Genomic DNA, 13,957 nt, shown 5'->3' with positions numbered 1-13,957 from the left:
CTCATCCACACCCGAGTTTGTCATCCAAACCACACCAACAACGAACTTTCTTCTAAACAAGATAAAATACCCCATAACCGAGGCGACACGTCAGTTCAAGTCGCGGGTTAGGGGTGTTTTTATTGTGATTTAATTTAGTTAAATAAAATTTTACCGATATCGAGTGGGTGGATGTTTTCGTCGCCTTTATAAACGCGCATGTTTCCACCAGAGATTTCGTCGATTAATAAGATGTCGCCTGTTTCTTTATCTCTACCGAATTCGAGTTTAATGTCGTAAAGTTCTAATTCTTTTTTGAGAAGTTCGTCTTTAATGATGTCACATATTTGAATCGTGAGTGATTCGATTTCGTCGTACTCTTCGTTTGTGAGGAGTCCTAATATATCGAGTGTTTCTTTTGATGCGACTGGATCTTGTCGCTCATCGTCTTTTAACGTAAATTCTACGACAGGTGATTTTAATACTGTGCCGTTTTCAATGTATTTACCATAGCGTCTGTAGTAACTACCAACCGCAACATATCGACAGATGACTTCTAATCCATCTCCGAAGTTTTCGATTTCTTTAACGCGCATTTCTTTTTTGTCTAAGTCGCTTGAAATGTAGTGTGTTGGGATTTTTTTATCTTCTAAAATGTTAAAGAAGTGAGATGTCATTTCTAATCCAGCACGACCTGAACCTTCTACAGTAAGACCGACTTGGTTTTCACCTGGATCAAACACTCCGTCTTTACCTGTCATATCATCTTTAAAATAGAGGACGATATCTCCGTTCGTATCTTTAAATACATCTTTCGTTTTACCAGTATAAATACGTTCCATAACAAACTCCTTACAAATCAGTGATATATTAATCATATAAAAAAATAACGCTATTGTCATTTTAAAATTTAAAAAACCACCTAACTTTTTTGTTAGATGGTTCCTACATAACCTTATTGTTTATTGAGTTTGTCGTATGCTTCATCTTCAATCGGTAAGTTTGATTTAAAGTATTTACGTGCTTTGTTAAAGTGTGTCACGTTAATAATTCCTAAAACGATAAAAATACCACCGATTATATATGTCACAAGCGTATTAAACTGAACGATTGAGTTTGTACCGAAGATGATTAAAAACACGCCAAACCATAATCTAGCCATCGCGTTATAGTAAGCTTTTCTCACGTCACGTTTCGTACGAATTTGACGTACTTTGTAGATGAAGAACATTAAGAAACTTACGATTAGCGCTGTGACTAATGTAGTAATTAACAATTGAAAACCAGTGCTCATTATTACAACTCCATTCTACTGTAGTATAATTGCTTAAAGGGAATATCACAACTATTACTGAGGTGTTTTTAAATGTTTAACAAATTTTTAAACCAATTATCATCACTAAATCAATATAAAAATGAAGCGTTTCAAAAAATTGAGTCCGCAGATTCGATTGTCATTTTACGTCATATCCGTCCAGATCCAGACGCTTTAGGATCTCAACTTGCTTTAAAAAAGTTTTTACTCAATAAGTTTCCAGAGAAAAAAGTACGTGCTCTCGGAAGTACTGAAGAAAACTTAGAATTTATGGGTAAACTTGACGATGGTGAAATTACTAACGAAGATCTCGTTATTATTTTAGATACGGCAAATGTCGAAAGAATCGACTACGATGGAGATTATAGAAATGGTCAGTACGTTATTAAAATTGATCACCATCCAAATGTTGAGCGATACGGAGATATTAATATCGTAGAAACATCTGTGTCTTCAACGTGTGAACTGTTATATATGTTTTTATCGTTATTTGATAGTGACGCTATTAATGAAGACGTTAAGTCACTCGCGTATTTAGGAATTGTCGGAGACACTGGTCGATTTTTATATAATTCACATGAAACGACTTATGACGTTATGAGCGACATTTCTAAAGGGGATTTAGATACGAATAGTCTATTATTAGAACTGTATAAAAGATCGCTGGAAGACTTTAAATTCACCGGGTTTTTAATCAGCAACTTTAATTTAACAGATAAAGGTGTGCTCAGTGTCTTTGTGTCGATTGAAGACCGTGAAAAGTACGGGATAGATGAGGCGAATGCTGCGTTACAAGTGAATGTATTTAGAGAAATTGAAGAAGTTAAAGTTTGGTTTATGGCACTTGAAACAGAAAATGATATCCGAGTACGTCTACGATCAAAAGAAGTGCCGATTAACGACGTTGCACAGCATTTTGGTGGTGGCGGACACCCACACGCAAGTGGCGTTCGTTTTAGAAGAAAAGAAGATTTACAGCTGTTAATTGAAAAGTTAGAAGAAAAATTATAAGAGGCGGAGTGAATACGAATGATCAATTTAAATGTGCATAGTAGCTATGAATTTTTAAATAGTAATATTCAAATTGATCGCCTTATAAATATTTTAAAAGAAGACGACCAGCGTTCTGTTGCGATTACGGACTTCAATAGTATGCACGGTGCATATGAGTTTTTACAAAAAGCACAGCACAATGATATAAAACCAATCGTTGGCCTTGAGATTAGTATAGAAGATGATTTTAAGACGAGCGACATTGTATTGTATGCAAAAAGTTTAAAAGGATTTTATTTTCTATCAAAACTATCTTCTAGAATTAGTTATAAAAAAGCTGAAGGGATACCAAAATCATTTTTAAATGATATTACGGACTGCATTGCGGTTCTTAAAAATGATGAAGGGCTCAACATCTTTGAGAATATAAATATTTCTGACGAGGATAAATATACTGCCCATACTGTTAATAGTGCGTATAAAAAAGCCTACATTCGTCCGAGCTATTACTATAAAAAAAGTGATGCTGCAGTCGTTAATGTATTAAATGCCATTAAAGAAAACGAAAAAATAGACTTACAGTATTTAAACGAATCAGACGGTGACGACTTTATTAAACTACAAGCGGATGTCGCTAAATATAGTGATTACTTAGAAATAAATAAAGAAATCGCCGATAAATGTGACGTCTATATGCCAAAAGTGGAATATACACTACCGAAGTTTACAGAAGGTTCAAGTGAAGAGTTATTAAAAGATGAATTAAAAGATGCTATAAAACGTAAAATTGGTCATATGACAGACGCCTACCGTGACCGATTAAATAAAGAATATAAAACAATCGTCAACATGGGATTCGCGGATTATTTTTTAATCGTTTCAGATCTCGTCAGATATTGTAAAAATAATGAAATTTATGTCGGTCCGGGTCGTGGATCATCTGGGGCGAGTTTAGTCGCGTATTTACTTGATATTACTGACATTGATCCGATTGAGTACGATTTACTATTTGAACGATTTTTAAACGAAGAGCGTGTCACGATGCCAGATATCGATATCGACTTTGCATCTGTCGATCGTCCGAAAGTAATCGAGTATTTACAGCAAAAATACGGAGAAATGCACATTGCAAACATTTTAACTTATAACAATATGACAGCTAAAAGTGCTGCGCGTGAAGTGGGCCGTATATTTAGCTTTAATGACAGTGAACTAAAAGAAATATCAAACATTATTGATGAAAATAATGTTGACCTAGAACAAGCGTTTAACTCTGAAAGGTTTAACAACTTAATTGAAACAAATGTTAAATATAAGCTGTTAAAGAAATATGCATTAAAAATAGAAAACTTACCACGAAACACTTCAATTCACGCAAGTGGGGTACTGCTTGGTAGAAATCCTTTAAACGAAGAAATACCAATCATGTTTAATGAAACAGGTGTCATAAGTCAGTGGCCGATGGAAGACTGTGAAAAGGTCGGGCTTTTAAAAATCGACGTCTTAAGTTTACAGACTCTATCGTTAATTCGCTATATGAGTACCCGTATCAAAACACGTAATCACGATTTTGACGTAAATAAAATACCTTTAGACGATAAAAAAACATTTCGACTATTATCTGCTGGAATGACTGCTGGTATATTCCAATTAGAATCTGATGGAATTACGAAAGTAATCGAGCGTTACAAACCAAATAGTTTACTCGATCTTGCGCTCGTTCTTGCGATGTACAGACCAGGTCCGATGGAACAAATCGACCATATCATCGACATTAAACATTCTTCAAAAAAGGTCGTTTATCCGCATGATGATTTAAAAGAAATTTTAAAAGATACGTACGGAGTCATGATATTTCAGGAGCAAATTATGCAGACGACTCGAAAAATTGCAGGGTTTAGTTTGCAAGAAGCGGATATTACACGACGTGCGATGGCAAAAAAGAACCGCGACGAGTTAATGCGTGAAAAAAGTAAGTTCATCGATGGTGCTGAACGGAATCACTATAGCCGTGAAGTGAGTGAACACTTATTTGATTTAATTTTAAAATTCGCAGATTACGGTTTTCCAAAAAGTCACGCGCTCGTCTATGCGTTAATTACGTACAGAATGGCGTATATAAAAGCACATTTCCCTGAAGAGTTTTATGCGGTCATGCTGCTCGACCATAAGACGAAAGAAGAAAAACTTGCAAATACGTTACGTGAGTTAAAACGATTAAAGGTTCAAATTAAACGACCGAGTATTCATGAGTCGTTTTATAACAACACGAGCAAAGACGGATTACGTCTCGGATTTTCGATGATCAAATATATAACGAAAGATATCTCAAATGGAATTGTTGAAGCAAGAAAAGAGAAACCATTTGAAGACGTGTACGATTTCGTATCACGCATGAATCAGTTAGGTATAAGATTAAACGAAAGACAACTTCGCGCTTTAATTCTTTCAGGTGCGTTCGATGACTTTAATCGCTCGAGAAAGTCGTTATTACAACAATCTAAAAAAGCATTAGATTCCATTAAAGATGGCGTAGACCAAATTAATTTACTCGACATGGTGCTCGGTTTAACAATAATTCGCCCTGAGGATGAAGACGTCGAAGAAATGGCCCAACAAGAACTCATCGATGGAGAAATCGAAGTGCTTGGATTTAATATTTCAGAGCATCCAATTATTACAAAACATAATGATGTTCAATATATTCCGTTTTCATTACTCGATCATAAGTCTAATAAACAACGGGGTATTTTTCTCGTCTCTATACTTAATGTGAGACAAATACGAACGAAGAAGAATGACGACATGGCTTACGTATCAATCACAGACGGGCATACGGAAATGGATGCGGTACTTTTCCCGAAAGACTATATGATCAACTTATCAAAACTTCAACAAGATATACTCGTAATCGACGGCAAAATGGATGAGTATAGAGGTAAAAAACAATTAATCATCTCTAGGATATATATAGTGGATGATTTTATAAGAAATTACATTAAAGATACGAAGTATGTCTATGTAAGAAATTACGAAAATACTCAATTTAAAAAGCTGTTATCGGCGGAGGGCATTCCAATTTTTGATATGGAGCAAACGAAACTTGGATATATGCAACACAACAATTTAAATCGACTTATTAATCTGTTAGGAAAAGAAAATGTACGTTTTATGAAATGAAAATTGCTTGAAATTTTAAATCATGTTATTATCAGTGGTACGACCACTGAAATGGCAGGTATAAAATGAACCAGAAAACTAGATTTGAATATATTTTAACTGAATTAGAAAAAATTATCCGTGAGTCCAATATTCAACCTGGAGACCGACTTCCAAGTGAACGATATTTAAAAGAAGAACTAAACGTTTCACGTCAAAGTGTACGTGAAGCTTTAAGAGCGTTAGAAATGTTAGGTGTCGTTCATGTGAAAATTGGAGAAGGTACATATCTCGCTGATTTTAAAGAACATCGATTATTTGATATCATCGGACGATTTTTAATTAAAACCGATGCACAACGTGATGAGCTAAGAGAAATCAATGAATTATTCGAGCGATATATTGCTGAAAAATATGACGGCAAAAAAACTGTTGAAGAATCGGATAATTTAATATTATCTACAATTTATACGATCATTAAAAAATATACAGATTAACAAAATGTCGAGGGGAAATTATGTTAAAAGACTTATTTTATAAACTTAACAAAAAAGTAAACGAACCGACCAAAAAAGGGACATATAAAGATTCAGAACCAGTAATGACAAAATGTCCACAATGTAAAAGCTTACTCTATACAAAAGAGTTAGTGAGTAATGTCCACGTGTGTCCAAAATGTGAGTATCATTTCCCAATCACTAGTGACGAGCGTCTCGACGCATTATTCGATAAAAATAGTAAAAAGTTATTATTCACAAATATTACATCGAAAAACCCATTAAACTTCCCGAACTACGTGTCAAAATTAGAAAACGATAAACGTCGAACGGGACTCAATGAAGCGCTTCGTGTTGCACATGGTGAAATTGACGGACACGAAGTCGTGATCGCTGTGATGGATACACGCGTCCGTATGGGTAGTATGGGAAGTGCGGTTGGTGAAATGCTTGCGCAAGCATTTAACTATGCAACGGACCATCGTTTACCCGTTATCGTGTTCACAGCAAGTGGTGGAGCGAGAATGCAAGAAGGTATTTTATCGTTAATGCAGATGGCAAAAGTATCTGTAGCGATAGAGCGCCATTCTAGCCACGGACTATTATATGTCGCATATATGACGCATCCGACAACGGGTGGAGTCAGTGCGTCTTTTGCATCCGTCGGTGATATTAACTTAGCGGAAAGCGGTGCGTTAATTGGATTTGCTGGACGCCGAGTAATTGAAGAAACGATCAAAGAAAAATTGCCGAAAGATTTCCAAACGGCAGAGTTTTTAATCGAACACGGTCAACTCGACAAAGTCGTAGACCGAACGGAAATGAGATCTGTATTAGCTCAAATATTAAGGTTGCATAGTTAGGGGTGAGTGTATGTCTGAAACGAGAAGAGATACTGTACAAGATTTAAAAGACAGAATCGAAGAGTTAAAAGGTTATGAAGAAAAAAACAATATCGATTTATCAAAAGAAATCGATGCACTAAACGATAAAATTAAGATGATGACACGCACACTAACTCCGTGGCAACAAGTAGAGCTTGCTAGAAAGTTAGAGCGTCCAACGACGTTAGAATACATCGAAGCAATTTGCGATGAATTTATCGAGTTTGCTGGAGACCGTGCGTATGGAGATGACCGTGCAATTATCGGTGGTGTCGCAAGTATTAACGGCACACCAGTGACTGTTATCGGTCACCAACGCGGGATGTCGACAAGGGAAAATATTAAACGCAACTTCGGCATGCCACATCCCGAAGGTTACCGTAAAGCACTCAGGTTAATGGAGCAAGCCGAAAAGTTTAAACGTCCAATCGTCACGTTTATCGATACGAAAGGTGCGTATCCAGGTAAAGAAGCAGAAGAACGCGGACAAAGTGAAGCGATTGCTAAAAACCTCGTAAAGATGGCTGGGTTTAACGTTCCGATCATTTCTATTGTTATCGGTGAAGGTGGATCTGGTGGAGCACTTGGAATTGGTGTATGCGATCATCTTTATATGTTAGAAAACAGTACGTATTCAGTAATTTCTCCTGAAGGTGCTGCGAGTATTTTATTTAAAGATGCATCGTTAAAAGAAGTTGCAGCAAAATCATTAAAGTTAACAGCTGCAGATCTTTACGAGTTAGGTGTTGCTGATTTTGTAATTGAAGAACCTGAAGGTGGCGCACACGTCGACAAATCGTTCGTATATAAACAAACAAAAGAAGCGATTATAAATGGTCTTGAACAATTAAGTGAAATCGACGATTCATCACGTCTAGATGTACGATTTGAAAAGTATATGGCGATCGGTGATTTTAAAGTTGAAGATAATTAATACAAATTTAACTCTCTTTTAAGTAAAATACTTAGTAAGAGAGTTATTTTTATAAATAGAAAGAAGCGTGTTATTGTGAAACGTATCGCAGTATTAACTAGTGGTGGAGATGCACCTGGTATGAACGCAGCAGTTCGAGCTGTCGTACGTACGAGTATTAATAGAGGTTTAGAAGTGTTTGGAATCTCCCACGGCTTTTTAGGTTTGCTCCGTGGAGACATTAAACGCATGGAATTATCCGACGTCGGTGATATTATTCAGCGTGGTGGAACGGCATTATATTCTGCTCGCTGTAACGAATTTAAAGATGAAGAAATACAGCAAATTGCAGTTAAAATTTTAAAAGAATTTGAAATAGAAGGACTCGTTGTTATCGGAGGAGACGGGACGTTTAGAGGTGCGTATGCACTTGAAAAACACGGAATTAAATCAATATCGATTCCAGCAACAATTGATAACGACATTCCATTTACTGAAAGCTCCATTGGATTTGATTCAGCATTAAACACAGTCGTTGAAGCCGTCGATAGAATAAGAGATACAGCAACGAGCCACGAACGTACATTTATTATTGAAGTTATGGGTAGAGATAGTGGAATGCTCGCATTATATAGCGGCATCGCAAGTGGTGCAGAGTCGGTTTTAATACCAGAAGTACCATATAATATTAACGACGTTGCTACAAAAATTAAACGAGGGATTGAACGTGGGAAAACACATTCGATAATAATCGTTGCAGAAGGGGTTATGTCTGCAGAAAAATGTAGTAAACTATTAAGTGAACAATTAAATATAGATTCACGAATTAGTGTCCTTGGACACATTCAAAGAGGGGGACGACCGTCTTCAAAAGACCGTATACTTGCTTCTCGATTCGGATATGAAGCTGTCAATTTATTACTAGAAGGACAATCTGGACAAATGGTGTACTTAACACAGAATTCAATAAAACATGTCGATTACGACACGGTTTTAAATCATGAAAAGAAAATTGATATATCACTCATTGATATAATTAATGAGCTATCTATTTAGGAGGATATTATGCGTAGAACTAAAATAATTTGTACGATTGGGCCAGCATCAGAAAGTGAAGAAACATTAGAAAAATTAATGCGCGCTGGTATGAACATCGCGAGACTGAACTTTTCACACGGAGACCATGAAGAGCATTTAAATCGTATTAAGAGGATTCGAAAAGTTTCAAAAAAGCTTGAAAAACATATCGGTATTCTACTCGATACAAAAGGTCCTGAGATTAGAACGCACAATATGAAAGACGATGTTGTTCATCTTGTTAAAAATCAAAAGCTTGCCGTTCATATGAATGAAGTGCTTGGTGATTCTGAAAAAATATCGATTTCTTATAATGGTCTGATTCACGATGTAAAAGTAGGAGACGAGATTTTAATCGATGACGGAATTATTACGTTAAAAATCGATGCGCTTGATTATGATAACGAAGTTATTCATACGACAGTTCTAAATGAAGGTGAAGTAAAAAATAAAAAAGGTGTAAACGTTCCTCAAGTTAAAGTGAACTTACCGTCGATGACTGAAAAAGATGAAAGTGACATTTTATTTGGTATTGAAAACGAAGTAGATTTCATCGCACCGTCATTTATCCGTAAAAAAGATGACGTATTAAAAATTCGTGAACTGCTCGAAGGTAATAACGGTAGCTACATTAAAATCATACCTAAAATTGAAAACCAAGAAGGTATTGATAATATCGATGATATATTACTCGTATCAGACGGTTTAATGGTTGCTCGTGGAGATCTAGGTGTTGAAATTCCGACAGAAGCTGTACCACTTGCTCAAAAAGAGCTTATTAAAAAATGTAACTTTGCAGGGAAACCAGTCATTACAGCAACACAAATGTTAGATTCAATGCAACATAATCCACGCTGTACACGTGCAGAAGCGAGTGACGTTGCGAACGCAATTTACGATGGAAGTGACGCAGTCATGTTATCAGGAGAAACAGCAGCTGGTGAATATCCAGTAGAAGCTGTAACGACGATGGCAAACATTGCGAAGTCAAGTGAAGCAGCACAAGACTATAAGAAGCTATTATCAGATCGTACGAAAGTCCAAGATACTACAGTTACGACAGCAATTGGAGTTTCCGCAGCACATACTGCGTTAAACTTAAACTGCCGTGCAATTGTTGCGGCAACTGAATCTGGACATACTGCAAAAATGATTTCTAAATATCGTCCACAGTGTGATATTATCGCAGTCACTCCGTATGACCACGTCGCTAGACAACTTGGACTCGTTTGGGGTGTTCAACCGATTGTTGCTACAAAATTAAGTAATACAGATGAAGTATTAAACGGTTCAGTGCAATCTGTCGTTGAAAAAGGATACGCTAATGAAGGTGATTTAATTATTATCACAGCCGGTGTGCCGACTGGACAAGCTGGAACGACAAACTTAATGAAGTTACACGTCGTTGGAGATACGTTAATCACCGCTCAAGGAATAGGAAAATTAACAGGCTACGGTGAAGTAGTTATGGCGAAATCATATGATGAACTTGCTAAAATTGATACGACAGGAAAAATCGTTTTACTAGAAAAAGTTGATGGTATAATGACACCTCACTTAGTTAAAGCGGCAGGGTTAATTACTGTTGAAGGTGGTTTAACAAGTCCTGGAGCAATCGTCGGTTTAAATTTAGAGTTACCGACAATCGTTGGGGCAACAGATGCGTTTGAAATATTAAAACCAGGCATGAAAGTTACTGTCGACAGTGAACAGCATGTCGTTTATAGTGGACATGCAGACGTACTGTAATTAAGGAGGATCCGAATGAAAAAGCTTGTCATAAGCATTTTTTCAGCAACTTTACTATTAAGTGCATGTAGTAATAGTAATGATGGTGAAGAAGAAGTAAAAGAAGTTAAACAAGATAAATCTATGACGTCAGAATCGTTAATCGACGAAGTTGTCGCGAACAACCAAGATGTGATTTCTTATGAAGAGCGTGGGACGCTTACGATGAATGATGAAGACGAATTAAACTTTATAGTTACTATTGATAACGATGAAAATGTAAAGTTTGAAGTTGATACGTCTGACTCGGTGTTTACATTATATGATGTAAATGGTGAAAAGAATGTCTTAACAAATGGTGAATTTGAAACGAGTGACATTGAACTAAATCCGTTAACGTATAGTGAGCTTGTTGAAAAACTTAAAGAATTACCAAAAGGCGATCTTAAGACAGATAAAGATGTTTACGTCATTACTTACGATTTACTGACAATTGAAGATTTATCTATATTTAGTAATGAACTTGCATCTAATTTACAAGATTATGATGTTGAAAATTTATCTTTAACACTTCAAGTGAATGCTGACTATAAGGTCGTGCGTGCAGATGTCGAAGGCACTTTAAGAGATGATAAAGAAAATTATGATATTAAAGGCTTCGCAACATTTGAAAACATTGGAGAAGTTGAACAAATAGAAGTACCTAAAGGAGAGTAGTTTATCTACTCTCTTTTTTTAGTTATAAATTAAACTTATTAAAAAATATAAGAAACTTAATTTTTAGTTATGATTAAAAATATTAGTGATTTTAAGTTTTAAGACCGTCCTATATCAATCGTCACAATAGTTTTTGATATAAAATTCACAAATAAGTGTATGAATTAAACGTAAGCACCTATATACAAAGTTTGCTATAAATGAAATTAAATAAATCGTTTAAAGATATATGGGGGGTTAAATTCTATGCCTGAAATGAAAGCTGGTTTAGAAGGTGTAGTAATTGGAGAGTCAAGAATTAGTTCAATTATCGGAACTCAGCTAACGTATGCTGGTTATGAAATTGATGACTTAGCCGAAAATGCATCGTTTGAAGAAGTCGTTTATTTACTATGGAACGACTGCTTACCAAACGAAGAAGAGTTAAAACAATTTGAAGCGGACTTATTTAAATATATGTCACTCGCTCATGAAGACGAAGAAGTGTTTAAAATTTTCGCTAAAACAGGTAATCAGCCGATGGCTGCATTAAGAACGTCAATCTCATATCTAGGTATGCTTGATGATGAAGCGGATATTTTAACTGAAGAAGCTAACATGAATAAATCAATCCGTATTCAAGGTGCGATTCCTGCGATTGTTGCTAACTTTGACCGCTTTAGAAAAGGTTTAGATGTTGTTAAACCTAAAAAAGAATACGGCTTTGCTAAAAACTTCTTATATATGTTATATGGTGAGGAACCGACAGATGTACAAGTCGAAGCGATGGAAAAGGCACTTATTTTACATGCTGATCACGAAATTAACGCATCGACATTTACTGCTCGCGTATGTGTTGCGACGTTATCTGACTTATATTCAGGAACAGTTGCTGCGATTGGAGCATTAAAAGGACCACTTCACGGCGGAGCAAACGAACAAGTGATGAACATGTTAACTGAAATCGGTAGTTTAGATAAAGTTGACGAATACATCCATAAAAAACTTGAAAACAAAGAGAAAGTTATGGGTATCGGTCATCGCGTGTATAAAGAAGGAGATCCGCGTGCAAAGTACTTAAAAGAAATGTCTCGTAAGTTAACTGAAGAGACAGGTGAGCCTGAATTATACGAAATGTCTACACGCATTGCTGAAATTGTAGAAGAAGAAAAAGGGTTATTACCAAATGTCGATTTCTTTAGTGCATCAGTGTATCACTCAATGGGTATTTCACATGACTTATTTACTCCAATATTCGCTGTCAGCCGTACGTCAGGTTGGCTTGCACATATGTTAGAACAATATGCAAATAACCGACTCATTCGTCCACGCGCAGAGTACACTGGATATACGAGTAGAAAATACGAACCAATTGAAAGTAGATAATTTTATACACATAAAGGAGATTATATAATGGCAGAGAAAATTACTTTAAAAGACGGCGTTTTAAACGTACCAAACACACCAATTATTCCTTTTATTGAAGGAGATGGAATCGGTAAAGACATTTGGCCAGCAGCTAAAAAAGTAATCGATAGCGCTGTTGAAAAAGCGTACAACGGTGAAAAGAAAATTGAATGGTTAGAAGTTTATGCAGGACAAAAAGCATTCGATAAAACTGGCGAGTGGTTACCACAAGATACACTCGACAAAATTAGTGAGTACTTAATCGCAATTAAAGGACCACTTACTACACCAATCGGTGGAGGAATCCGTTCATTAAACGTTGCGTTAAGACAACAACTTGATTTATACGTATGCTTACGTCCAGTAAGACATTACAGCGGTGTACCATCACCAGTTAAAAATCCTGAAGACGTAGATATGGCGATTTTCCGTGAAAACACTGAAGACATTTACGCAGGTATCGAGTTTGAATCAGGTAGCGATGATGCTAAAAAACTTATCAACTTCTTACAAGATGAAATGAACGTGACTAACATTCGTTTCCCAGAAACATCTGGAATTGGTGTTAAACCAGTATCTAAAGAAGGTTCTGAACGCTTAATTAAAGCAGCAATTGAATATGCACTAGAGCATAACAAACCGACTGTTACACTCGTTCATAAAGGTAACATCATGAAATTCACTGAAGGTGGATTTAAAAAATGGGGTTACGAGTTAGCTGAAAGAGAATATGGTGACAAAGTATTCACGTGGGATGAATACGATAGAATCGTTGAAAAAGAAGGTAAAGAAGCTGCAAACAAAGCACAAGATGAAGCGGTTAAAGCAGGTAAAGTCATTATCCAAGACTCAATCGCAGATATCTTCTTACAACAAATTCTATTAAATCCATTAGATCACTCAGTTGTTGCAACGATGAACTTAAACGGAGACTACATCTCTGACGCGCTTGCAGCACAAGTTGGTGGAGTAGGTATCGCTCCAGGTGCGAACATTAACTACGATACAGGACATGCGATCTTTGAAGCGACTCACGGTACAGCACCTAAATATGCTGGTTTAGACGTTGTAAACCCATCATCAGTTATTTTATCTGCAGTTCTTATGTTAGAACACCTCGGTTGGAAAGAAGCAGCTGAGTTAATTAACAAATCTATGGAAACAACAATTGCTAATAAGACAGTCACATACGACTTCGCAAGACAAATGGACAACGCTACAGAAGTGAAAACTTCTGAGTTCGGTGACTTATTAGTAGAAAACATGTAATAGAGATTTTATAGAACCACTGATGTGGTTCTATTTTTTT

Annotated in this window: 12 protein-coding genes; 10 read left to right on the top strand and 2 right to left on the bottom strand. The window is 36.2% G+C overall.

Annotated elements, in window-relative coordinates; genetic code table 11:
• Positions 1-134: 134 nt before the first annotated feature.
• Complete coding sequence (locus TJ68_RS03325) at positions 135-821, bottom strand: phosphoribosylaminoimidazolesuccinocarboxamide synthase (RefSeq protein ID WP_040928727.1); 687 nt, start codon at positions 819-821, stop codon at positions 135-137.
• A gap of 113 nt (positions 822-934) precedes the next feature.
• Positions 935-1,273, bottom strand: a complete 339-nt coding sequence (locus TJ68_RS03320; protein WP_040928726.1) for a YtpI family protein — start codon at positions 1,271-1,273, stop codon at positions 935-937.
• A gap of 72 nt (positions 1,274-1,345) precedes the next feature.
• Between TJ68_RS03320 and TJ68_RS03315 the strand changes: the two genes are divergently transcribed.
• The 10 genes from TJ68_RS03315 to icd all read left to right on the top strand — a co-directional run bounded on the left by TJ68_RS03315 (position 1,346) and on the right by icd (position 13,917).
• On the top strand, positions 1,346-2,305 hold the full coding sequence (locus tag TJ68_RS03315) for a DHH family phosphoesterase (protein WP_040928725.1): 960 nt from the start codon (positions 1,346-1,348) through the stop codon (positions 2,303-2,305).
• Between the two features lie 18 nt (positions 2,306-2,323).
• Positions 2,324-5,467, top strand: coding sequence for a DNA polymerase III subunit alpha (locus TJ68_RS03310; protein ID WP_040928724.1), 3,144 nt, complete (start codon positions 2,324-2,326; stop codon positions 5,465-5,467).
• 65 nt (positions 5,468-5,532) lie between these two features.
• Entirely contained in the window at positions 5,533-5,943 is a 411-nt protein-coding gene (locus tag TJ68_RS03305; RefSeq protein ID WP_052327279.1) for a FadR/GntR family transcriptional regulator, read from the top strand.
• Positions 5,944-5,963: 20 nt separating this feature from the next.
• Positions 5,964-6,806 carry an acetyl-CoA carboxylase, carboxyltransferase subunit beta gene (gene accD / locus TJ68_RS03300; protein ID WP_040928723.1) on the top strand — a complete coding sequence of 281 codons (843 nt, stop codon included), beginning with the start codon at positions 5,964-5,966 and terminating at the stop codon, positions 6,804-6,806.
• Positions 6,807-6,816: 10 nt separating this feature from the next.
• Positions 6,817-7,761 (top strand): acetyl-CoA carboxylase carboxyltransferase subunit alpha, encoded by a 945-nt coding sequence (locus tag TJ68_RS03295; protein WP_040928722.1) that lies wholly within the window; start codon positions 6,817-6,819, stop codon positions 7,759-7,761.
• 75 nt (positions 7,762-7,836) lie between these two features.
• On the top strand, positions 7,837-8,796 hold the full coding sequence (pfkA, locus tag TJ68_RS03290; RefSeq protein ID WP_040928721.1) for a 6-phosphofructokinase: 960 nt from the start codon (positions 7,837-7,839) through the stop codon (positions 8,794-8,796).
• A 9-nt stretch (positions 8,797-8,805) separates the two neighbouring features.
• The gene (gene pyk / locus TJ68_RS03285; RefSeq protein WP_040928720.1) at positions 8,806-10,566 is read left to right on the top strand and encodes a pyruvate kinase; all 1,761 of its coding nucleotides are present in this window, start codon (positions 8,806-8,808) and stop codon (positions 10,564-10,566) included.
• 15 nt (positions 10,567-10,581) lie between these two features.
• Positions 10,582-11,262, top strand: a complete 681-nt coding sequence (locus tag TJ68_RS03280) for a hypothetical protein (RefSeq protein ID WP_040928719.1) — start codon at positions 10,582-10,584, stop codon at positions 11,260-11,262.
• Positions 11,263-11,508: 246 nt separating this feature from the next.
• Complete coding sequence (citZ, locus tag TJ68_RS03275) at positions 11,509-12,627, top strand: citrate synthase (protein ID WP_040928718.1); 1,119 nt, start codon at positions 11,509-11,511, stop codon at positions 12,625-12,627.
• Positions 12,628-12,654: 27 nt separating this feature from the next.
• Entirely contained in the window at positions 12,655-13,917 is a 1,263-nt protein-coding gene (icd, locus tag TJ68_RS03270; RefSeq protein ID WP_040928717.1) for an NADP-dependent isocitrate dehydrogenase, read from the top strand.
• Positions 13,918-13,957: the final 40 nt, after the last annotated feature.

The organism is Nosocomiicoccus massiliensis, from assembly GCF_000438455.1.
Taxonomy (GTDB): domain Bacteria; phylum Bacillota; class Bacilli; order Staphylococcales; family Salinicoccaceae; genus Nosocomiicoccus; species Nosocomiicoccus massiliensis.
Note: the sequence above shows the minus strand (reverse complement) of the source record. Positions and strands in the feature narration are given on the sequence as shown.